General features: G+C 71.8%; 14 protein-coding genes. 10 read left to right on the top strand and 4 right to left on the bottom strand.

Going from position 1 to position 23,280, the window contains the following annotated elements; all coding sequences use genetic code 11:
• The first annotated feature begins 105 nt into the window (after positions 1-105).
• Positions 106-2,808 (top strand): S8 family serine peptidase, encoded by a 2,703-nt coding sequence (locus HNQ52_RS07980; protein WP_183960570.1) that lies wholly within the window; start codon positions 106-108, stop codon positions 2,806-2,808.
• Positions 2,809-2,854: 46 nt separating this feature from the next.
• On the opposite strand, the gene HNQ52_RS07975 is transcribed toward HNQ52_RS07980, so the two are convergent.
• Both HNQ52_RS07975 and ppc read right to left on the bottom strand, forming a co-directional pair.
• Positions 2,855-4,270: a coniferyl aldehyde dehydrogenase gene (locus HNQ52_RS07975; protein ID WP_183960569.1), complete on the bottom strand. Its 1,416-nt coding sequence runs from the start codon at positions 4,268-4,270 to the stop codon at positions 2,855-2,857.
• 16 nt (positions 4,271-4,286) lie between these two features.
• Positions 4,287-7,034, bottom strand: a complete 2,748-nt coding sequence (gene ppc / locus HNQ52_RS07970) for a phosphoenolpyruvate carboxylase (RefSeq protein ID WP_183960568.1) — start codon at positions 7,032-7,034, stop codon at positions 4,287-4,289.
• A 154-nt stretch (positions 7,035-7,188) separates the two neighbouring features.
• Between ppc and HNQ52_RS07965 the strand changes: the two genes are divergently transcribed.
• From HNQ52_RS07965 to HNQ52_RS07950, 4 genes are all read left to right on the top strand, one after another.
• On the top strand, positions 7,189-7,629 hold the full coding sequence (locus tag HNQ52_RS07965) for an EF-hand domain-containing protein (protein ID WP_183960567.1): 441 nt from the start codon (positions 7,189-7,191) through the stop codon (positions 7,627-7,629).
• Positions 7,626-8,237 carry a DUF3011 domain-containing protein gene (locus tag HNQ52_RS07960; RefSeq protein ID WP_183960566.1) on the top strand — a complete coding sequence of 204 codons (612 nt, stop codon included), beginning with the start codon at positions 7,626-7,628 and terminating at the stop codon, positions 8,235-8,237. Before HNQ52_RS07965 ends, HNQ52_RS07960 begins: the two co-directional genes overlap by 4 nt.
• 106 nt (positions 8,238-8,343) lie before the next feature.
• Complete coding sequence (locus HNQ52_RS07955; protein ID WP_221281976.1) at positions 8,344-11,181, top strand: DUF2339 domain-containing protein; 2,838 nt, start codon at positions 8,344-8,346, stop codon at positions 11,179-11,181.
• Positions 11,178-12,590: a DUF3999 family protein gene (locus tag HNQ52_RS07950; protein ID WP_183960564.1), complete on the top strand. Its 1,413-nt coding sequence runs from the start codon at positions 11,178-11,180 to the stop codon at positions 12,588-12,590. The genes HNQ52_RS07955 and HNQ52_RS07950 overlap by 4 nt, the downstream gene beginning before the upstream one ends.
• A 45-nt stretch (positions 12,591-12,635) precedes the next feature.
• On the opposite strand, the gene HNQ52_RS07945 is transcribed toward HNQ52_RS07950, so the two are convergent.
• Both HNQ52_RS07945 and HNQ52_RS07940 read right to left on the bottom strand, forming a co-directional pair.
• Positions 12,636-13,412, bottom strand: coding sequence for an AMP nucleosidase (locus HNQ52_RS07945; protein ID WP_183960563.1), 777 nt, complete (start codon positions 13,410-13,412; stop codon positions 12,636-12,638).
• Positions 13,413-13,741: 329 nt separating this feature from the next.
• On the bottom strand, positions 13,742-14,854 hold the full coding sequence (locus HNQ52_RS07940) for a DNA alkylation repair protein (RefSeq protein ID WP_183960562.1): 1,113 nt from the start codon (positions 14,852-14,854) through the stop codon (positions 13,742-13,744).
• 141 nt (positions 14,855-14,995) lie between these two features.
• Here HNQ52_RS07940 and HNQ52_RS07935 point away from each other — a divergent pair, with 141 nt between their 5' ends.
• The 5 genes from HNQ52_RS07935 to HNQ52_RS07915 all read left to right on the top strand — a co-directional run bounded on the left by HNQ52_RS07935 (position 14,996) and on the right by HNQ52_RS07915 (position 23,247).
• Positions 14,996-17,410: an acyl-CoA dehydrogenase gene (locus HNQ52_RS07935; protein ID WP_183960561.1), complete on the top strand. Its 2,415-nt coding sequence runs from the start codon at positions 14,996-14,998 to the stop codon at positions 17,408-17,410.
• Between the two features lie 169 nt (positions 17,411-17,579).
• Positions 17,580-18,098 (top strand): sigma-70 family RNA polymerase sigma factor, encoded by a 519-nt coding sequence (locus HNQ52_RS07930; RefSeq protein WP_183960560.1) that lies wholly within the window; start codon positions 17,580-17,582, stop codon positions 18,096-18,098.
• Entirely contained in the window at positions 18,095-19,378 is a 1,284-nt protein-coding gene (locus HNQ52_RS07925; protein WP_183960559.1) for a hypothetical protein, read from the top strand. The genes HNQ52_RS07930 and HNQ52_RS07925 overlap by 4 nt, the downstream gene beginning before the upstream one ends.
• A 112-nt stretch (positions 19,379-19,490) precedes the next feature.
• The gene (locus HNQ52_RS07920) at positions 19,491-20,702 is read left to right on the top strand and encodes an acyltransferase family protein (RefSeq protein ID WP_183960558.1); all 1,212 of its coding nucleotides are present in this window, start codon (positions 19,491-19,493) and stop codon (positions 20,700-20,702) included.
• Positions 20,703-20,820: 118 nt separating this feature from the next.
• On the top strand, positions 20,821-23,247 hold the full coding sequence (locus tag HNQ52_RS07915) for an ABC transporter permease (protein ID WP_183960557.1): 2,427 nt from the start codon (positions 20,821-20,823) through the stop codon (positions 23,245-23,247).
• The last annotated feature ends 33 nt before the right edge of the window (positions 23,248-23,280 follow it).

The following is a 23,280-nucleotide window of genomic DNA, read 5'->3' as shown; positions in this document are numbered from 1 at the left end:
AATTCAAGCGCTCGCCACGGCAAGGTGAATGCAGGCGGAACGGTTGCTACACTCGGGAATCGTGTGGCCCACGCCGTGTGGCCCGACCGTTTCCCGGGGTGACCGATGTCCGTTTCGCGATTGCTGGCGCTGCCGCTGGCGCTTTCCACCGTGTTCCTGCCCGCCGTCGCCACGGCGCAGAGCCTGCCGGCGCCGGCGCTTCCCGATGCCGCGCAGCGCGACGACACCTGGGCCGTGCGCCTTCGCCCCGGCGCGGACCCCGCCGCCGCCGCCGCTGCCGCCGGCGCGGTGAACCTCGGCCCGATCGCGAAGCTGCCCGACACGTATCTGTTCCTCGTCGCCGGCGGCGGAGCGCAGCGTGCGGCCATCGACCATCGCCTGGCGCGCGCGGCCGACATCCTCTGGCAGGAACACCAGGTGCCGCGCCAGCGCTACCCGCGCCTGCCCACCGACCCGCTGTTCCCGAACCAGTGGCACCTGATCCGCGGCGCGCTCGCGAGCGTGGACGCCAATGTGCAACCAGCCTGGGACGCGGGCGTGGTCGGCAACGGGGTGGTCATCGCGGTGGCCGACACCGGCGTCGCGCACGCGCATCCGGATCTGGCGCCGAACTACCGCGCCGACCTGAGCTTCGATTTCAACGGCAACGACCCCGATCCGAACGACAGCCACGGCCACGGCACCTCCGCCGCAGGCGTGGCGGCGGCGGCCGACGATGGCGGAAGCTGCGGTGTGGGCGCGGCCTATCGCGCGCAGATCGCCGGACTGCGGCTCATCGACGGCTTCGTCAGCGATGCCACCGAAGCGCAGGCGCTGGCCTGGATGGTCGACGACGTGGCCATCTCCAGCAACAGCTGGGGTCCGAGCGACAACGGCGCCACGGTCGAAGGGCCGGGCCCGCTCACGCGCGCGGCGATGGAACAGTCGGCCGCCGAAGGCCGCGACGGTCGCGGCACGATCTACGTGTGGGCCGCCGGCAACGGCGGCACCACCGACGATGTCGGCGCCGACGGCTACGCCAGCATGCGCCAGGTCATCGCCGTGGCAGGCGTCACGAGCGAAGGCGGCACGCCGTGGTACGGCGAACACGGCGCGGCGCTGCTCGTGGCCGCTCCGACCAACGGCGGTTCGCGCGGCATCACCACTACCAATCTTGGCGGTGGCTGCACCAACTCGTTCGGCGGCACCTCGTCGGCCGCACCGCTGGCGGCCGGCATTGTCGCGCTGATGCTCGACGCGCGCCCCGAGCTCACCTGGCGCGACGTGCAGCAGGTGCTCGCGCTCACCGCGGTGAAGGTCAATCCCGGCCACGCCGGCTGGTTCGACAACGGCGCCGGCCTGCACTTCAACGAGTTCTACGGCTACGGCATGATCGATGCCGGCGCGGCGGTGGAACTTGCCACCACGTGGGAATTGCTTGCGCCCGCAATCGAATCCGTCTCGCCGGTGCACACGCCGGCCATCGCGATCCCGAACGCGGCCGCAGGCGGCGGCGCCACCGACAGCATCACCGTGGACAGCGACATCGATGCGGTCGAACACGTCGAGGTGATCTTCAGCGCCGCGCACCAGCGCCGCGGCCAGATGGAGGTCACGCTCGTCTCGCCGTCGGGCACGGAAATCCGCCTGCTGCGCCGTCGCTCCCCGGACAATTCCGGCACGGCCTTCAGCAACTGGAAGTTCGGCGCGAATGCCTTCCGCGGCGAGGATCCGAACGGCGACTGGACCCTGCGCGTGCGCGACGCGGTCAACGACGGCTTCTCCGGCACGTGGCAGAACTGGCAGCTGATCGTGCACGGCACCGGACCGATCGGCCCGCAGCCCGACGCCGCCATCACCACGCCGGCACCGTTCGCCGACACGCCGGTATCCGGGCAGAGCGATGCGCAGGACGTGGTGCTGACGAGCACCGGCGATGCGCCGCTGTCGCTCGACACCGACGCCACGCTCGACGACGCGACGCATTTCGCGATCGAAGCCAGCACCTGCACCGCCGGCGGCAGTCTCGAACCGGCCGCGACCTGCACCGTCACCGTGCGGTTCGCGCCGCAATCGCCCGGACCGCACGCCACCGTGCTGCGCATCGCCACCGATGCCGGCGAATTCAGCGTGCCGCTCGGCGGCACCGGCGTCGTCGCGAGCGGGGCCTGGAGCGGCGATGCGGACTTCGGCACGGTGGGCATCGGCCACGCCGGACCGCTGCGCGAATTCACCCTCGCCAGCGTGGGCGGCGCGCCGCTGCAGCTCGCGGGGGCACCGAGCATGAACAATCCCGCGCACTTCATCGTCGAGGCCGGCACCTGCGTCGACGGCATGGACCTGGGCACGAGCGGAACCTGCACCGTCGGCGTGCGCTTCGCACCGACCGCAACCGGCACGCAGACCGCGGTGCTGCGCGTGCCGACCAACGCGGGCCTCGTGACCCTCGCGCTGTCCGGCGAGGGCGTGGACATCGGCGGCAGCTGGAGCGGCAACGCCGCGTTCGGCGAACTGCTGGTCGGCAGCACCAGCGCCACGGCGACGCTGGTGCTGACCGGCGACGGCGCCACGCCGCTCACGCTGACGACCGATGCCGTCCTCGACGACACCGCGCAATTCGCCGTGACGGCGAACGGCTGCCTCGCCGGCACGGTGCTCGAGAGCGGCGAATCGTGCAGCGTGGAGCTTGCCTTCGCGCCGCAGTCCGCCGGCGCCTTCGCCACCCTGCTGCGCGTTTCCAGCAATGCCGGCGAACTCACCGCGCCGGTCAGCGGCAGCGGCATCGTGCCGATCGCGATCTTCGGCGACCACTTCGAAGCGGCCGACTGATCCGGCTCGGGCGTCGCCGGTGCCGCTGCGGCGGCACCGCCGACGCTCAGCGCGTCAGGAATTTCACCAGCCGGTCGGCGAGCCCGCGGTACGGCGGCTTGAACAGCGCCATGCCGGTGAACCGTGCCTGCCAGAACACCGAGGTCTGCTTGCTGAAGGTGAGGAAGCCTTCGCGGCCGTGGTAGTGGCCCATGCCGCTCGGACCGACACCGCCGAACGGCAGGTCGGCCTGGGCGAACTGCAGCACCGTATCGTTGATCGCCGCCCCGCCGACCACGGTGCCGTCGAGCACGCGCCGCGTGCGTTCGCGGTCGTGGTCGAAGTGGTAGAGCGCGAGCGGGCGGTCGCGGCGGTTGACCGCGGCGAGCACGGCGTCGAGTTCGTCGTAGCTGAGGATCGGCAGGATCGGGCCGAAGATCTCGTCCTGCATCACGCGTGCGTCGTCGCCCGGTTCGAGCACCAGCGTCGGCGGCAGTACGCGTCGTTCGGCGGCACGTGCGTCGTCCACGGCGACGAGCGGCATCACGGTCAGGCCGTGCGCGCGCGCATCGTCGAGATACCCGCGCAGGCGCTCGAACTGGGCGCGGTTGACGATGCGGGTGTAGTCGGGATTGTCGTCGAGCGTCGGATATCGCGCCCGCACCTCCTGCGCCAGCGCCGCGACGAACGCATCGCGCTGCGCGCGCGGCACGTACACGTAGTCCGGCGCGATGCAGGTCTGCCCCGCGTTGAGCCACTTGCCGGACGCGATGCGTGCGGCAGCACGGTCGAGCGGGTAGCCATCCGCGACGATGGCCGGCGACTTGCCGCCGAGTTCCAGCGTGACCGGCGTCAGGTTCGGCGCGGCGGCAGCGAGCACCTTGCGGCCCACCGCGGTGGAGCCGGTGAAAAACAGATGATCGAACGGCAGCGCCGAAAACGCGGCGGCCACGTCGCCGTCGCCGAGCGCCACGGCCACGCGCTCGGCCGGAAACACGTCGGCCAGCAGCGTGCGCAGGAACTCGCTCGTGCGCGGCGTGTGCTCGGACGGTTTGAGGTACACGTGATTGCCGGCCGCGATCGCCACCGCGAGCGGCATCAGCGCGAGGTTCACCGGATAGTTCCACGGCGAGATCACGCCGACCACGCCGAGCGGCTGCACGCGCACCTGCGCACGCGCCGGCAGGAACAGCATGTCGACGCGGCGGCGCTGCGGCTTCATCCAGCGTTTGAGATGGCGGCGCAGATGGTCGATCTCGCCCAGCACGGTCATGCCGTCCGAGACCAGCGTCTCGTGCCGCGAGCGGTGGCCGAAGTCGGCGGACACCGCCGCGTTCATCGCGTCGAGCCGGGCCTTGAATGCGCTGCGCAGGCGTTCGAGATCGTCGATGCGCTGGGCGTAGTCCGGCACCCGTGCGGCCTGCGCGGCACGCAGGCGGGCGAGCGTCGGGGCGAGGTCCGCAATCGGCGTCGTGTCGGTCATCGATGCAGTGTAGCGGTCAGCCGGTGTTCTGCACGCCCGCGCTGATGCCGTTGACCGTGGCCACCAGCGCGCGATAGTCGGCATCGTCCGGCCGGTCGTTCGCGCGCCAGCGTTCGAGCAGCTCCACCTGCAGCAGGTTGATCGGATCCACGTACGGATTGCGCAGACGGATCGACAACCGCAGGCGCGTGTCGCCGGACAGCAATTCGTCCGCGCCCTTGAGCGCAAGCACGGCATCGCGCGCACGGTCGAACTCGGCGTCGATGCGCGCAAAGAAATCGTCGTGCAGGGGGCCTGCGAGGCGCGAGTATCCGGCAAAGATCTCCAGGTCCGACTTGGCCAGCACCATTTCCAGATCGTCGACCAGGGCGGCGAAGAACGGCCAGTCGCGCACCATCTCGGCGAGCGCCTCGACACCCCACTGTTCGATGCCGTGCGTCAGCCCCGCACCGACGCCGTACCAGCCGGTGAGGCCGCAGCGGTTGAGCGACCACGCGAACACCCACGGAATGGCACGCAGCGCACTCACGTCGCCCTTGCCGGCGCGCTTGGGCGGGCGCGAGCCCAGACGCAGGCGTTCGATCAGGTCGATGGGCGTCGCGGCACGGAAGTAATCGCGGAAACTCGCATCCTCGTGCACCAGCGCGCGGTAGGCATCGCGCGAGACCTGTGCCATCTCGCGCATGCGCGCGCGCCACGCCGCCTCGCGCAGCTCGGGCGGGCGCGGGCGCAACGTCGCGCGCAGCACCGCGCCGGTGGTCTGTTCGAGGTTGCGCAGCGCGAGCGCGCGGATGCCGTACTTGCGGTGGATGACCTCACCCTGCTCGGTGACGCGCAACAGACCGTCGACCGTGCCGCGCGGCGCGGCGATCACCGCGCGCTCGGTCTTGCCGCCGCCGCGGCTGATGCTGCCGCCGCGGCCGTGGAAGAACTCGACCCGCACGCCGTACTCGCGACCGAGTGCGAACAGCGCGATCTGCGCCTGCTGCAGCGCCCAGCGCGAGGCCATCATGCCGGCGTCTTTCGAACTGTCGGAATAGCCGAGCATCACCACCTGGCGGTTGCCGCGCGCGCGCAGATGCTCGCTGTAGCGTGGCTCGGACAGCAGCGCGGTGAGCACGTCCGGCGCGGCTTCGAGGTCGGCGACGGTTTCGAACAGCGGCGCCACGTCGATGGCAATGTTCGCATCGGTATCGCCGGCGCAGCGGGCAAGCGCGAGCACGGCCAGCGCGTCGGCGGCGCTGCGGCTCATGCTGACGATGTACGGGCCGAGCGCGGCGGCGCCGTAGCGTCGGCGCGCCTGCGCCAGCGTGCGGAACACCGCGAGCGTCGGTTCGGCCGCAGCGACGTCGCCGGCCATCGAGGCCGGCGGTGCGCGCTCGGCCAGCACCGCGGTCAGGCGCTTCACGCGCTCGGCGACGGAGGCCTGCGCGAAATCCGCGTCGGCCAGGCACACGCCGAGTGCCTCGGTGTGCACGGCCGAATCCTGCCGCACGTCGAGCGTGGCCAGATGGAATCCGAACGAACGCGCACGCCACAGCACGCGCCGCAAGGCGAAACCCCCGGCGTGTTCGCCGCGGTGTGCGGCAAGGCTGCGGCCGATGCGTTCGAGATCGGCGATGAAGCCGTCCGGGCCGTCGTAGCCGAGCGGCACGTCGAGTTCGGTCGCTTCCAGCCGTGCCGCCATCAGCGTCAGCAGGTTGCGGTACGGCATGTCGGCGTGGCGCGCGCGGATCGCGGCGGCGGCGTCGGGGAACCGCGCGCGGTAATCGTCGATGCGGGCGAGCACCTCGTCGGAGACCGCCACGCGCGTGGTCGACTGGCTCAGCACGCTGCCGAGCTTGGCGAGATCGCGCCGATACGCAGCCAGGATCGCGCCGCGCTGGCTCGCGAGCGAGGCGGCGACGGTGTCGGCGCCGACATTCGGATTGCCGTCCATGTCGCCGCCCACCCACGAGCCGAAGCGCAGCACGGTCGGCAGCGGCGGCACGGTGCCCTGCTCTGCGCCATAGACCTCGCGCAGCGCGTCCTCGAGCATTTCGTAGAACACCGGCAGCACGCGGTAGAGCACGTCGGAGAGGTAAAAGCCGACGTGCTCGAGTTCGTCCGCCACGGTCGGACGTTCCGGCGGGCTCTCGGCGGTCTGCCACGCGGCGGTGAACGCGGTGCGCATGCGTTCGACGTCGGCGCGGCGCTCCTGCGGCGTGAGTGTGCGGTCCATGTCCTCGACCAGGCAGCGCACCACTTCCTGTTCCTTCTCCAGCAGTGCGCGGCGCACGGCTTCGGTCGGGTGCGCGGTGAACACCGGCTCGATGCGCAGACGCGCGAGTTGCGTCGCGAGCTCGTCGATGCCGACACCGTCGGCGCGGAGCCGCTGCAGCGCGTCGACCAGGCCGCCGGGCTGCGGCGCGTCGCCGTCGCGCTGGTAGTCGCGGCGGCGGCGGATGCGGTGCACGCGTTCGGCCAGATTGACCGCGTTGAAGTATGTGGAAAACGCGCGCACCACCGCTTCGGCGGTTTCCGGATCGATGCCGTCGAGCTGTGCGGCGAGCTCGTCGGCCGGCGCTTCGGCTTCCCGGCGCAGGATGGCGGCGACGCGCACGCGTTCGACCAGCGCGAGGAAGTCGTCGCCGCGCTGTTCGGCCAGGATCTCGCCGACGAGTGCGCCGAGGCGGTTCACGTCCTCGCGCAGGCACTGGTCGGTGGCGGGCAGCGCGACCTCGCGCAGCGGCGTGTCGGGATGGATGGCGGTGTCGGCGGTCATTCGCCGAGCCTACCGCAATGGTGCGGCGGTGCAACATGGCCGTCCGCGCGTATGCCCTGTGACTTGCGCGGCGTCGCGCACGGGCGCATAACGTGCGTCGACAGGGGCATCGGGAGGGCGGACGATGATCGGACATCGGCGACACTCGGCAGGCTTGGCCCTGCTGCTGCTTGCGGGCGCTGCAGTGCAGGCGGCCGGAACCACGGCATCGGCGGAAGACGCGCCGGCCACGGCAACGACGGCAAGCGCCGCACCCGGCGCGGATGCGCCTGCAGCCGCGCCGGCGCCCGACACGCCGGAGGGCCTGTTCGACCGCCTCGATCGCAACGGCGACGGCGCGATCGATGCCGAGGAGTTCCGCAACGCGATGGCGCGCCGTTTCGGCCGCCTCGACGCCGACAGCGACGGGCGGCTTTCCGGCGACGAGATTCCCGACAACGCGCGCATCGCGACGTTCGCCGACGCCGACGGCCATCTGTCGCACGAACAGTTCCAGGATGCCGTTCCGCAGGTGTTCGCGGACGTCGACGCGGACGGAAACGGCACATTGTCGCTCGATGAAATGCGCCATGCCCGCCGGGAGAAACAGCCATGATCCGCACCGTCTGCTGGATGCCGCTGCTGGCGGCGCTCGCCTGCGCGGCGGGGCTGTCGGCCCCGCAGGTGGCGCAGGCCCAGTCGACCTTCCGCTGCGAGTCGCAATCGCACCAGACCAACTACTGCGACGTGGACACGCGCGGCGGCATCCGCCTCGTGCGGCAGCTCAGTCACGCCGGCTGCTGGCAGGGCGATACCTGGGGGTACGACCACCGCGGGGTGTGGGTGAGCAACGGGTGCCGTGCCGAATTCGCCGGCAGCGGCTGGAACGACCATCGCCGCGACGACGGCAACAACCGCGACGCGGCCGTCGCGGGGGCCCTGGTGCTGGGACTGATCGGCGCCGCCATCCTCGCCGACAAGCACAACGACCGCGACGACCGGCGCGACGACAACCGCTACGACGGCGGCTACTACGGCAGCAGCATCACCTGCGAGTCCGACGACGGGCACTACCGCCGCTGCCCCGCGAACATCGGGCGCGGCCGCGTGGAGATCGAGCGCGTGCTCAGCCGCGCGGATTGCCGCTACGGCCAGAGCTGGGGCACCGACCGCGGCGGGATCTGGGTCGACCGCGGCTGCCGGGCACGCTTCTCGATCCACTGACGCTGCCCGCGCGCCGCGCACGGGCGTGCGCGGCGCTTGCTGCATACTCTGGCGCTGTCGCCGGCCCTGCGCCGGCCTCGCATCGGGGTGACGCGTGCATTGGGTGATGGCGATCGTCGGGGCGTTGCTCGGTGCGCTGCTGGGCGGCGCGGACAGCAGCGTGCTGGGATTCTTCGTGGGCATCCTCGTCGGATGGCAGGGCGTGCGCATCGCGCAGTTGCGGCGGCGCGTGGAGGAGGCCGAGGCGCTGGTGCGCGGCGCGAGCGCGTCGATGACGGTGCAGGCGCGCGCGGTGGCGCTCGATGCACTGGCGACGGTGCGCGGCGAGGTCTCGGCCGGAGCGGCGGCACGCTCCGCCGACCCTGCCCCGTCGCCCGCCGACGCCGCGGCGCCGGCAAGCGGCCCGGCGACGTCGCCGGGCGATGACGTCGCACGGCCTGCCGCGCCCGCCGCAGCGCCACCGCAGGCGCCGTCCCACGTCGCAGCGCCCCCGCCGCGGACACCGCCCGTCGGGCCGCAGCCGGGCTCCGTCGCGTCGCCGACGCCGCCCGTCGCCGCGCCTGCGGCACCTGACCGCGCCTGGCGCGAATCGCCGGCACCCGCCGCGATGCCGCGCGCACCGGCCGAACCGGCTCCGCTCGATCGTTTCGCGGCCGCGGTGAAGCGCTGGTTCTTCACCGGCAACGTGCCGGTGAAGCTGGGCATGGTGGTGCTGTTCTTCGGCGTGGCGGCGGCGCTGAAATACGCAGTGGAGCAGGGCTGGCTCAGCGCGCCGATCGAGTTCCGCCTGGCCGGGATTGCCGCGCTCGCGCTCGCCGGGCTGGTGTGGGGCTGGCGCAACCGGCGCGAACGTCCGGCGTTCGGCCTGAGTCTGCAGGGTGGCGCCATCGGCGTGCTGCTCTTGACGGTGTTTGCGGCGTTCCGGATGTACGGCGTGCTGCCGCCGGGCGTCGCGCTGGCCTTGGTGGTGGTTCTCGTCGCAGGCGCGGCGGCGCTCGCGGTGCTGCAGGATGCGGTGGCGCTGGCGGTGCTCGGCTTCGTCGGCGGCTATCTCGCGCCGGTGCTGATCTCCACCGGCAGCGGCAACCACGTGGCGCTGTTCACCTACTACGCGGTGCTCAACGCGGCGGTGTTCGCCATCGCGTGGCTGCGGCCATGGCGCGCGCTGAACCTCATCGGCTTCGGCTTCACGTTTGTCATCGGCACGCTGTGGGGCGCGCAGTATTTCCGGCCCGAGCTGTTCGCGACGGTGGAGCCGTTCCTGGTACTGTTTTTCCTTTTTTATGTCGCGATCCCGGTGTTGTACGCGCTGCGCGACGGCGGCGGTCGGCGCGGCTTCGTCGACGGCACGCTCGTCTTCGGCACGCCGTTGCTGGCGTTTCCGCTGCAGGCGGCGATGCTGGCCGACGATCGCCACGCGCTCGCGCTCAGTGCGCTGGCCGTGGCCGTGCTGTACGCGGCGCTCGCGTGGTGGCTGATCCGCCGCCGGCGCGTGCTGCTGCTCGGACAGGCGTTTGCCGCGCTGGCGCTGGGCTTTGCCACTCTCGCGGTGCCGCTGGCGCTGTCGGCACGCTGGACCTGCGCGACATGGGCGCTCGAAGGCGCGGCGGTCGCATGGCTCGGGCTGCGCCAGCGACGCTGGTTGCCGCAGGCGGCCGGCTGGGCGCTGCAGGGGCTGGCCGCGCTCGCCTACGTGTACGGCGTGGCCGATGGCGGCTTCGTTGCCGATGCCGGCGAACGCGCCGTGCTCAACGGCCATGCACTGAGCGTGCTGCTGATGGCCGGCGCGGCGCTGTTGCTGAGCCGGCTGTACGAACGCGCGCACGGGCATCGCGCGCTGGTGTGGCTCGGCTTCGTCGCGGGCATGGCGTGGTGGGGCGTGGCCGGGCTGCGCGAGCTGGTGGTGCATTTCGCGACGGTGGACGCATCGCTGCGCGCGGTGTGGTTCGGCGCGCTGACCGTCGCGCTGTCGGCGCTGCTGCGTACCGTGCTGCGCTGGCCGCGGCTGGGCTGGAACATCGTCGCCACGGCCGCGCTCGGCATACCGCTCGCGGTGTTGAGCCATTTCGATGCGGACAACGCACTTGAACGGCCGGCGCTGCTGCCGTGGCTGGTGTGGTTCGCCGCGTTGCTGCTCGGACTGTGGCGACTGCGCACGCCACTGCAGCGCGGCGTGTCGCTCGCGCACGTGTCCATGCTCGCGACCGCGAGCGTGCTGTACGGCCTGGCGCTGCACGAGACCGCGTCGTGGATCTTCGCGCTCGGCGACGCATGGTTGTTCCTGGCCGCCATCGCGCCGCTGGGGCTGCTGCTGCTCGCCACGCACCGGGTGCCGGCGCTCGGCGCGTTTCCGCTCGCGGACCTGTTTCCCGCGTACGCCCCGCGCTGGTTCGTGCCGGCGTGGCTGGCGATGGGCTGTGCGTGGCTGCTGTCGCTGGGGCATCCGGGCGATGCCGATCCGCTGCCGTACGTGCCGCTGGTCAATCCGATCGAACTGTTCCAGCTCGGCCTGCTGGTGCTGGCCGCGCGCTGGCTGCCGTCGCGGCGCTCCGAGGCGCCGCTGGCGGCGCTCGTGGCGATCGGCGGCTTCGTGTGCATCACGCTCGCCGGGCTGCGCGCGGTGCACCAGTACACCGGCGCGGACTGGTCGCCGGGCATCGTCGACGACCGCATCGCGCAGGCCACGCTCACCGTGCTGTGGAGCGGACTCGGCGTGGCTGCGTGGATCGTCGGTTCGCGCCGCTTGCGTTGGGACGTGTGGCTGTGCGGCGCCATCCTGATGGGCGTGGTGCTGGCCAAGCTGGTGCTGATCGACAGCAGGTATTTCGGCACCGCGCCGGGCATCGTCTCGTTCCTCGCGGTGGGCGCACTGCTGGTGCTGGTGGGGCGGATCGCGCCGACACCGCCGCGCCAGCGCGACGCGGCAGCGGAGTCCGGCGCATGATCGGGCGGGTGACCGCGATGCTGGCGCTCGCGACGCTCGCCGGCGCGGCACTGGCGCAGTCGCGTGCGGATCCGCCGCCCCCGGTGCCGGCCGATTTCGCGCGCGCCTGGCCGGTGCTCGGCGAGGACAGCGACGGTCTGCTGCGTTTCGCGCTGACGCCCGAGGTGTATGCGCAGCTTGCACGCGACGATCTTGCCGACATCGCCGCGTTCAACGCCGACGATGCGGGCATCGCGCTCGGCCCGGTGGCGCTGGTGCTCGAACGCCCGCAACGGTCGCGTCCGCCGCCGCCGGTGCCGCTGCCGATGTTCGCGGTGCCGCGCACGCTGCGCGAGGAGCCCGGCCGATCGCTGATGCTGGTCGAACGCGACACCGACGGACGGCTGCGGCGTGTCGACGATGGCCTCGCGCCGCCCGCGCCCGCAACCACCGCGCAGGATCTGCTGCTCGATCTGTCGGCCGTCGATGCGCCGGTCGCAGGGCTGCAGCTGGAGATCGCGTCCGAGGCCGGGCGGGTGAACGCACGCGTCGACGTCGAAGGCAGCGCGGATCTCTCGCGCTGGCACGGCCTGGTGCGCGACCAGGCCGTGGTGTCGCTCAACGAGAACGGCGTGCGGCTCGAACGCCTGCGGCTGGAATTTGCCGCCACCGACCTGCCCTACCTGCGCCTGCGCCGCGTCGACCGCGACGCCGACCTGCCGCTCGCCGGCGTGCAGGCGCTGCGCGTGCGGCGCACCGTGGTGCCGGATCCGGCGCGCGCGGCCTTCACCCTCGACGGCACGCCGGGCGGTCCGATGGCGGGCGCGTTCGACTACACCGGCGCCGGACCGTTCCCGGTCGAAAGGATCGCGGTGCAGCTGGCCGAACGCAACGCGGTGGCACGGGTCATCGTCGAGAGCCGCGACAATCCGGCGCTGCCGTGGCGCGAACGCGCGCGCGGCACGGCGTTCCGCCTCGGCGCGGACGACGGCATCGGCAACGCACCGTTCGACATCGCGCCGGTGCGCGATCGCCACTGGCGCGTGCGCACCGACCCCGCGCAGACGCGCGCGCCGGCGCTGACGCTGGCGTACCGGCCGGACCAGTTCGTGTTGCTGGCGCAGGGCACGCCGCCGTACCGCATCGCCGCCGGCAGCCGCCGCGCGCTGCGTCCGGACTATCCGCTGCGCGTGGTGCTGGCCGAGGTCCAGTCGCGCCGCGGCGACGGCTGGCTGCCGCCGGAAGCCACGCTCGGTGCCTCCGTCGAACTGTCCGGCGACGCGGCGCTGTCGCCGCGGCCGCAGGCGTCGGAACCGGCGTCGCTGCGGCACTGGCTGCTGTGGGGCGTGCTGCTGGCGGGCGCGGCGCTGGTGATCGGCATGGTGCTGCACCTGCTGCGCAACCCCGGCGACGGCGGCGCAGAACCCTGACTCGCCGCGGCGCTGCCCGCAGGCCGCGCCGCGCCGCGCCGCGCGTCACTCGTCGAAGCGCAGGTGCTTGACCGACTTGCCGTGACGGCGGATCAGGCGCAGCGCCTCGATCCCGATCTGGATGTGGCGCTCGACGAAATTGGTCGTGATGGTGAGGTCGCTGGCCTCGGTCTTCACGCCTTCGGGAATCATCGGCTGGTCCGACACCAGCAGCAGTGCGCCGGACGGAATCGAGTTGGCGAAGCCGGTCGCGAAGATCGTCGCCGTCTCCATGTCGATGGCCATGCAGCGCAGCTTGCGCAGGTAGTCCTTGAAGGCGTCGTCGTGTTCCCAGACGCGGCGGTTGGTGGTGTAGACGGTGCCGGTCCAGTAGTCGTGGCCGAGGTCGCGGATCATCGTGGACACCGCGCGCTGCAGCGCGAACGCCGGCAGGGCCGGCACTTCCGGCAGCAGATAGTCGTTCGACGTGCCCTCGCCGCGCACGGCGGCGATCGGCAGCACGAGGTCGCCGAGCGCGTTCTTCTTCTTCAGCCCGCCGCACTTGCCGAGGAACAGCACGGCCTTCGGATCGATGGCCGAGAGCAGGTCCATCACGGTGGCCGCGTTGGCGCTGCCCATGCCGAAGTTGATGAGCGTGATGCCGTCGGCGGTGCAGCTGGGCATCGGGCGGTCGCGGCCCACCACGGTGCCGCCGGTGAGGCGCGAGAACTGGTCGAGGTAGCCGCCGAAATTGGTCAGCAGGATGTGCTGGCCGAAGCCGTCGAGCGGAACGCCGGTGTAACGCGGCAGCCAGTTGGAGACGATCTCCTGTTTTTCTTTCATGGGATGGGTTCGATCCGTAAGGGTCGCCGGCGACGCCACGCCGGCAGTGAACGTTTTTCGTGTTTTCGAGAGCGATTCTAGCGTGTCCGCCTCGTGCCCGACGGGCGTGGTCTGGGGGTGGCTCTCGCCGGTCTCCTTCCCCCTTGACGGGGGAAGGCCGGGATGGGGTGGCCCTTGATCTGCGCTTGCTCCTCCGGGCATCGCGCGGACCTGCCGAAAAAATCGGGGGCCGATCAACAGCAAGAGCCACCCCCATCCCAACCCTTCCCCCGTCGAGGGGGAAGGGCTCAACAGCAAGGGCGAGGGGCTCGAGAGCGAGCGCGAAGGACTCAGGATCCCACCAACACGAATTCGCCCAGCGGCATCGGCCGGCCGTTCACCAGCAACTCCACCCGGTGCCGGCCCGCGTAGTGCGTGCGCGTGGTCCGCTGCTCCAGCGACAGCCGCTTTGCGATGCGCACCGCCTCGCCCGCCGCGAGGTCCAGCGTGCGCAACTTGAACACCTTGGCGCGCGCCTCGCCGTTCGCCTTGACGTAGAACACCACGTAGTCCACCAGCACGCGCTGCGCAGCGGCGCCGGTGTTGCGCAGCGTGAAGCCGATGTCGACGCTCTCCCCGATCGCCACGCGCTTCGGCGCGATGCGCACCGCCTCCACGGCCACCCGGGCCTCGTGTGCGAAACCCAGCACCTCCAGTGCGCCGGCTTCCGCCCGCTTCACCGCCGAGCGCAGCGCGTGCCGCACGATCCACTGCCGCTCCTCGCCCGCGTCCACCATCCAGCGCCGCGCCACCGCGGTGAGCACCTCGGGGTGGTCCTTGCCGATGTCGTTGAGATGGTTGGCGACCGAACGCCGCACGTACAGCGACGGGTCGTCGCGCAGCAGCTCCAGCAGCGCGAGCGTCGGCGCCGGATCGCGCTGGAAGGCGCGCAGACGCGCCGCCCACGGCAGGCGCGGACGGGTGCCTTCGGACACCAGGCGCCGCACGTGTTCGTTCGGATCGCTCGCCCAGGCGCGCAGCTGCGCCAGCGCGAGTTCCGGAAAGCGTTCGATGAAGGGCCGCACGCTGAACTCGCCGGTGAACCGCTGCGTGAGTGCATGCAGGGCGCGCATCGAGGTCGCGAAATGATCGAGCCCGTGCAGCGAGACGAACTCGGTGTACGGCAGGAACAGGAAGGCACCCATCGGCGCGCCGTCGCGCGCCGGCGCATGGTCGACCGAGGCCAGCAGCAGGGCGATGGCCGCGTCGTAGTCGTCCGGCAGGTGGCGGCGCAGCGCGTGCGCGATGTGGCGGCCGCGCTGCATCAGGTTCAGCGGTTCGTAGCCGCGCAGGGCGTCGGCGACGAAGGCGTCCGCGTCGAAGGCGGCGTCGACGGCCTGCAGCATCGCGCCGATCCGCTTCGGGATCGCGGCGCCGAAACTGTTCCTGAGCGGCTCGGCCATGCGTTCGCGGTCCATTGGCGCTGCCGATCGCAGCATCCGCCATGGTAGCGCGCATGCCGGCGCGCGAGGCATCACCCGCGTGCGCGCATCGCGCGCCGGTGGCGGCGCATACTTGCGGGCAAGGTTCCGCGGAGATCGACCATGTTCTGGGCCATCGTCGTCGCGCTCGTGCTGTTCGTCGCACTGCTGTACCACCGCATGGCGCTGCTCGCGTGGCTCGCGGCCGCGGGCGCGCTGCTGATCGGTTGGCGCATCGGCGGCGTCGCGTCGCCGCTTGCGTTCAACGGCGTGATCGTGGCCCTGCTGCTGCTCGCGGCGCTGTTCGGCGTGCCGCCGCTGCGGCGTGCGCTGGTCACGCCGTGGCTGATGCGCACGATGGCCAGGATGCTGCCGCGCCTGGGCCACACCGAGCGCGTGGCGCTCGACGCCGGCACGGTCTGGTGGGACGGGCAGCTGTTCTCCGGTGCGCCGCGCTGGCGCGAGCTGCTCGATACCGCGCTGCCGCCGCTGTCGCCGCGCGAGCAGGCGTTCCTCGACGGGCCGGTGAATGCGCTGTGCCTGCAGATCGACGACTGGCAGGTGCAGCAGCACCGCGATCTGCCGCCCGCGGTGTGGGAGACGTTGAAGCGCGAACGCTTCTTCGGCCTGATCATTCCCGAGGAATTCGGCGGGCACGGGTTCTCGGCGATCGCGCAGTCGCGCATCGTCACGAAGATCGCGTCGCGCTCGGTGGCGGCCGCCGTGACGGTGATGGTGCCCAACTCGCTCGGACCGGCCGAGCTGCTGCTGCACTACGGCACCGACGAACAGAAGCATCGACTGCTGCCGCGGCTCGCGCGCGGCGAGGAAATCCCGTGCTTCGCGTTGACCGGCCCGGAAGCGGGCTCGGACGCGGCGGCCACGCAGAGCGAAGGCATCGTCGAGCGGCGCGTGGTGGACGGCGTGCCCGTGCTCGGCCTGCGGCTGTCGTGGAAGAAGCGCTACATCACGCTGGCGCCGGTGGCGACGCTGATCGGACTCGCGTTCCGGTTGAAGGACCCGGACCATCTCATCGGCGACATCGGCGACCGCGGCATCACCTGCGCGCTGATCCCGCGCGACACCCCCGGCATCGAGATCGGCCAGCGCCACGATCCGATGGGCGTGCCCTTCATGAACGGTCCCATCGTCGGCCACGATGTGTTCGTGCCGCTCGATGCGGTGATCGGCGGCGCAGGCGGCGTCGGCACCGGCTGGCGCATGCTGATGGAATGCCTCGCGGCCGGACGTTCGATCTCGTTGCCGGCGCTGAGCGTGGGCGCGGCGCAGATGTGCACGCGCATCTGCGGTGCGTACGCGACGGTGCGCGAACAGTTCGATACGCCGATCGGCCGCTTCGAAGGCATCGAGGAACCGCTCGCGCGCATCGCCGGGATGACCTACCTGATGACCGCGACGCGCACCGTCACTTGCGGCGCGCTGGACCTGGGCGAAAAGCCGTCGGTGATCGGTTCCATCGCCAAGGCCTACCTCACCGATGCGATGCGCGGCGTGGTCGGCGATGCGATGGACATCCGCGCCGGCGCGGCGATCCAGCGCGGGCCGCGCAACATGCTGGCGGCGTCGTGGGCGGCGGTGCCGATCGGCATCACCGTGGAGGGCGCGAACATCCTCACGCGTTCGATGATCGTCTACGGCCAGGGCGCGATCCGCTGCCATCCGTACGTGGCCGAGGAAATCCAGGCCATCGCCGACGGCGACCTCGCGCGCTTCGATCGTGCGGTGTGGGCGCACCTCGCGTTTGCGCCGTCCAATGCGGTGCGCGCGTTCGTGCTGGCGCTCACCGGCAGTCGGCTCGCGGCGGTGCCGCGCGGCGACGCGGCGCGCGCGATGCAGCACCTGAGCCGCTTCTCGGCGGCGTATGCCTTCGTGTCGGACGTGGCGATGGGCGTGCTCGGCGGCCAGCTCAAGCGGCGCGAGAAGATCTCCGGGCGTCTGGCGGACGCACTGGCCTGGATGTACCTGGCGTCGTGCGCGATCAAGCGCCACCACGACGAGGACAAGACGCCGGCCATGCGCGACCTCATGCTGTGGAGCGTGGATCTGTGCCTGCAGCGCACGCAGGAGGCGCTGCGCGGGGTGATCGACAATTTTCCGTTGCGCCCGGTGGCGTGGCTGCTGCGCGTCGCGGTGTTTCCGCTCGGGGCGCGCTTCCGCGCACCGTCCGATCGCCTCGGCGGACGCATCGCGCGCGAGGTGCTGGAAGACCGCGCCACGCGGCTGGCGCTGACCGGAGACGTGTTCGTGCCGCCGCCGCACGAGCCCGGGCTGGGCCGGCTGGAGGCGGCGCTTGACCAGGCCGTGGGCGCGATTCCGATCGAAACAAAACTGCGCGACGCGGTGCGTGCCGGCCGGCTCGAGCGCGCGCCCGGACATCTGCTCGACGACATCGGCCTCGCTGCTGGCGTGATCAGCGCGGAGGAATACGCGCGTCTGAACGAAGCGCGCGAGGCACGCGACGAGGTGATTGCGGTCGACGCCTTCGATCCGCAGGAGTTTCTGCGCCAGCGCGGATGACGGGCAACAAGCCCATCCGCCGTCATGGGGCAAGGGCGCATGAGCTGGAGCGCCGAAGGAATCCTGAAAAAAACTCCACGTCGATGTGATATCCGCGCCCCGGCCTGCGAATAACCTTGGCAACGGGCAGCGCATCGCCCGGACTGCATCGTCTTCGCCCGGGATCGCCGTGACCGCTGCAACACCCCAGGACCAGTTCCTCGCCCTGCTCGATCGGCACAAGCCGATCCTCTACAAGGTCGCGTCCGCGTACTGCGCGCGGCGCGAGGACCGCGGCGACCTGATCCAGGACATCGTCATCGAGCTGTGGCAGGCGTTTGCGCGCTTCGACGGACGCGTGGCCTTTTCCACGTTCATGCATCGCATCGCGGTGAACGTGGCGATCTCGCACTACCGCGGCGAGAGTCGCCGCATCCGCGACGCGTTGCCGATCGAGGATTTCGCGTTCGATCTCGCCGCGGCCGACCGCGTGATGGACGATGCCGGCGACGACGTGCACGCGCTGCGGCAACTCATCGCGCAACTGGACGAGATCAACCGCGCGCTGATCCTGCTGTATCTCGAAGGCCACGACCACGCCGCGATCGCGGCCATGCTCGGCATGTCGCCGAGCAATGTCGCCACGCGCTTCCAGCGCATCAAACACAGGCTGCAGCGCGACCACGCCGCGGCGGAGGCACATCCATGACCCACGAACTCGACCTCGATGCACTGCGCGGGCGCTGGAGCGCGATCGACACGCGCCTGGACGCCAGTCTGGAACTGAACCTCGCGGCGCTGCGCGCATCGCTGTCGCAACGCATGCACGCGGCTTTCCGCCGCCACTCGGCGTGGCTGCTCGCGGCGCTGGCGTTCGATGCGGTCGCGCTGCTGCTTCTTGCAATGTTCGGCATCGCGCACCGGAACGAACCGGCGCACGCCCTCGGCGCGCTCGCGCTGCTGCTGCTGATGGCGATGGAAGCGGCCACCGACGTGCACGCGTGGCGCACGCTGCGCCGCTTCGATTTCGATGCGCCGGTGCTGGAGGTGCGCGCGCGCCTCGCCGCGCTGCGGGCGCGGCGCCTGCGCACCACCGGCGCGTTCATCCTGTTTTCGGTAGCACTGTGGTGGCCGTTCGTCGCGGTCCTGTTCGAGGGCCTGTTCGGCGTGGACCTGTACCGCGTGCTGCACTGGAGCGTGCCGGCGATCAACCTCGGCGTCGGCCTGCTGCTGGTGCCGCTGGCGGCGTGGATCGCGCGCTTGCTGGCACGACGCTACCGCGGCGACGCGGGATTCGAGCAGTTCCTCGACGATGCCGCGGGCAAGAGCTGGAGCGCCGCCAGCAACCGCTGGAGCGCGTATGCCGACACCACGGCCGCGATCGCGCGCGGCGACGGTGCCGCGCTGCTGCAGTCGCAGGTCGACCGCGAGTCCCTGCTGCGGGGCGTGGCGGCGCCACTGCGGTCGCTGCGACACTCGCTGTGGCTCGGCATCGCGCTGACCGCGCTGCCGTTGCTGGCGATCGCACTGTTCAACATGGGGCATGGCGGCGTGGCGCGCTTCCTTGTGCCGGGCCTGCTGCTGCACCTGCTGTGCATCGCGCACATGGTGGCGAACATCGCGCACCTGCACGCGGTGCGGCGCCTGGAGTTCGGCGCGCCGCCCGCGCGGCTGGCGGCCGCGGTGACGTGGATGGCGCAGCGCCGCGAGCGGCTGGCGCGCTGGACGCTGGTGCTCGCGCCGCTGTTCGTGCTGCCCGCCGCCGTGGTGCTGACCAAGGCCGCGTTCGGCATCGATCTGTTCGTCGCGCTGCCGCCCGGTCTCTGGCTCGCGGTTGGCGTCGCCGCCGCGTGCGCCAGTCTCCTGCTGGCACGGGCGCGTGCCCGGTTCGCCGCGCCGCTGCTGGCGGCGATCGGCACGGGTTGCCTGGGCAGTAGCCGGCGTCTGGCCGACGCTCTCGCCGCACACGCGCCCGCCGACACCGGCTGACATTCGCGCGACGCCGCACCGCGGCGTCGCCGACAGCGTTTCAACCCCACACCTGGCCACCCGCGCGACCGCCTCGGCGGCCGCGACGCCCATCCCTTGTCCGGAGAATCCCATGCCCACCGCTCCCGAACGACTGCACGGCCTCGACGCCGTGCGCGGTTTCGCCCTGCTGCTCGGCATTGCGCTGCACGCGTCGATGGCCTACCTGCCCGGCGCGCAGTATTTCTGGATCGTGGCCGATGCCGATCCGAGCACCGCGCTCGCGGTCGGCTTCCACACCATCCATCTGTTCCGCATGACACTGTTCTTCGTGCTGGCGGGGTTCTTCGCGCGCCTTGCGCTGGAGCGGCGCGGCACCACGGGCTTCGTGCGCGATCGCGCGAAGCGCATCGTGCTGCCGCTGCTGCTGTTCTGGCCGATCGTGATGACCGGCATCGTCGCGGCGCTGGTGTGGGGCGCGATGCTCGCGAACGGTGGCGTGATGCCGGCGCAATCGCCGCCGGGCCCTGCGTTCACGCCGGATGACTTTCCGCTCGCGCACCTGTGGTTTCTGTATCTGCTGGTGCTGTTCTACATCGCCGCGCTGGCGCTGCGGAGTCTGGCCACGCTGCTCGATCGGCGCGCCGCGTCGGCGGCGTGGATCGATCGCGCCGCACGCGTGCTGTTCGGCCCGGTCGCGCCGCTGCTGCTCGCATTGCCGGTGGCGGCGGCGTTGTTCGCGCAGCCGGGCTGGCTGCCGTGGTTCGGCATTCCGACGCCGGACCAGTCGCTGTATCCGAACCGGGCTGCGCTCGTCGGTTACGGCGTGGCGTTCGGCGCCGGGTGGCTGTTGCAGCGCCAGCGTGGGTTGCTCGACGGACTGCAGCGGCACTGGCCGTGGATGCTGGGACTGGCGCTCGGCAGCACCGCGGCAGGCCTGTGGCTGCTCGGCCTGCAACCGAATTTTTCCGTCGCCGCGGGCAGCCGGACGGATCTGCTGTCGGCGCTGCTGTCCGGTCTCGCCGGGTGGAGCTGGACGCTGGCGCTGCTTGGCCTGGGCCTGCGCTTCCTCTCCGGCGCCAGCGCGGCGCGGCGCTATCTGGCCGATGCGTCGTACTGGATGTATCTGATGCACGTGCCGCTGGTGATGGCGCTGCAGGTCGCGTTCTCGCGCGTGGCGTGGCCGTGGTACGTCGAGATGCCGCTGCTGCTGGGTCTGGTCGTGGCGCTGCTGCTCGGCACGTACGCGTTGCTGGTGCGGCGCACCTGGCTCGGCGCGATGCTCGGCGGCACGCGCCGCCGCCGCGATGCCGACGTATCTCGCGCCACGGCGAGCGCGGGCTGACGCGGATCGGTTCGTCGCCGACACGGGGCAGGACGGCGCGGGTCGCGACTTCCGGGCTATATACGAATTCCTTCGTGATATCGAGAATCCAGCGCCCGTTCCGAGTGGAGTCGCACGCATGTTCCTGTCCCGCAGTGTCTGGTTGCTCGCCTTGCGCGGGTTGCAGCGCCATCGTCGCGCCAACGCGGCCATCGTCGCCACGCTGGCGGTGCTCGCGGCGGTGCTGGTGGCGATGCTCTCGCTCGGCCACAACCTGCTCGTGGCGCCGTGGACCTACGATTCGGCACGCTTCGGTGTGCTGCGCCACGGCATCGCGGGCTCCACGCAGGAGCGCTACGGCTTCGCGCCCGACGCGTATCGCGCGCTGCGCGATGCCGGCGTGTTCGAATCGCTGGCGGCCAGCACCACGCATCCGGTGGCGTTCGGCGACGGTCTCGGCGCCGCGCGCCCGCTGACGCTGGTGCGCACCACGCCGTCCGCCCTCGACGTCACCGACGCGCAGCCGCTGCTCGGCCGGTTCGTCGCCGCGGACGAGGACGGCGACACGCGCCGCGTGGTGATCTCGCATGCGCTGTGGAAGGGCGATTTCGACGGCCGCGCCGACGTGCTCGGGCAGGACCTGCTGTTCGACGGACAGCGCCACGAGATCGTCGGCGTGATGCCGCCGCGCTTCCATTTCATGGGCGGCGACGTGTGGACCGCGCATCTGGACGATCCGGCGCGCGACACCACCACCGACACCCGGCTGGTGCTGAATTTCAAGCTGCGCGCGGGCGTGTCGATCGCGGATACCGCGGCGGCGCTGGTTGCCGTGGCCGACGCGTTGCCCGGGCGCGGCGATCCGGCGCGGTATCCGCGCGGCTGGCACATGACGCCGCTGCGCGTGATCGACGCGGTGACCGGGCCGCAGCGGCCGGCGATCGTGGTGGTGCTGGCCGGCGCGGCCGCGCTGCTGGTGCTCGGTGTGCTCAACGTGGCGGCACTGCTGGTGGCACGCCAGATCGCCGACGCCGGCACCGTGGCGACGCGGCGTGCGCTGGGCGAATCGCGACGCCTCGGCGTGGCGGTCGCGTTCGTCGAATCGCTGCTGCTGGCGCTGGCGGCGCTTGCGATCGCGTTGCCGCTCGGACGCGTGCTGTTCGATCGCTTCGTCGGGCTCGTGGCGCTCGAGTGGGTGCCGCGCGAGCTCGAAGGGGCGTTCGCCTATTCGACGCCGGCGCTGTGGTCGCTGCCGTGGATCGGGATTGCCATCGCTGCGTTGCTGACGCTGCTGCGGCTGCCGGCACTGCTGCACGGTGACGCGCGCGGCGCACTGTCGGGACAGACGCGGGTCGGCGGTCGCCGCGGCGACATGGCTGCGTCGCGGTGGCTTGCGGGCCTGCAGCTGGCGCTGGCGAGCGCCTTCCTGGTATCGACGCTGGCGATCGGCGCCGGTGCGCAGGCGCTCGCCGAGCGCGATCTCGGGTTCGAACGCGCGGCCACCCAGCACGCGGTGCTGGTGTTCCCGCGCGAGCGCTACGCGGACGGAGCGCAGCGGATGGCGGCGCTCGACCGCCTCGCCGAGACGCTGCGCGCGGACGGCGCCGCGGCGGTGGGGTTCACCACGGCGGCGCCATTGCAGCGCTACACCCGCATCGGTCACGTCAGCGCGATGAACGGCGTGACGCTGGACGAAGCGTTCCCGATCGATCACCAGGTGGCGCACGGCGATCTCGCCGGCGCGCTCGGCCTGCGCCTGCGCGAAGGCCGCTTCCTCGACCCGCGCATCGACCGCGCCGATGGCGAAGCGGTGGCGGTGGTGACGCGTGCCGTGGCCGAGCGCCTGGCGCCGCAGGGCAGCGCGCTCGGCCTGCGCATCACGGCGGCCAGCGGCAGCGACGTGCAAGTGGCGCGGCGCGTCGTCGGCGTGGTGGACGACGTGCGCCACGAAAGCCCGCTCGCGCCGACGCGGCCGACGCTGTACGTGCCCTATGCGCAGGACGCCGCGGCGGCGACGCCGGCCGGCGGCCAGGTGGCGCTGCTGGTGCGCTGGCAGGCGATGGATGCGGCCGCGACGCAGCGCATCCAGGCCGCGCTCGCCGCCATCGACCCGTGGATCGCGCTGCGCGAAGTCACCACGCTGGAGGCGCGCGCCGAACGCAGCGTGGCCGGCGTGACGCTGGCGCGGCAGCTGTTCGCGGGCTTCGCGGTGCTCGGGCTGCTGCTGGCCACGCTCGGCGTGGCGGCGGTGGCGGCGCTCGGCGTCGCGCGCCAGCACCACGGCCTGGCGGTGCGGGCCGCCATCGGCGCAACGCCGCGGCGGCAGGTGTTTGCAGTGTTCGCGTCGAGCGTGCGCGTGGCCGTGCCGGCAACGCTGGCCGGCGCCGGACTCGCGTGGCTGCTCGTCGGTGCGATGCAGGCCGCGCTACAGGATGCCGCCGCGCTGCAGTGGCAGCATCTGCTCGCCGCGCCCGCGCTGCTGCTTGCGTGCGCGCTGCTCGCAACCCTGCTGCCGGCGCGCGCGGCGACGCGGGTGCAGCCGCTGTCGTTGCTGCGCGGCGGATGAAACCGTGCGGCGGCGCCCGGGCCGCCGGCGCGG

The sequence above is a fragment of the Chiayiivirga flava genome, from assembly GCF_014202825.1.
Classification (GTDB): domain Bacteria; phylum Pseudomonadota; class Gammaproteobacteria; order Xanthomonadales; family Xanthomonadaceae; genus Chiayiivirga; species Chiayiivirga flava.
Note: the sequence above shows the minus strand (reverse complement) of the source record. Positions and strands in the feature narration are given on the sequence as shown.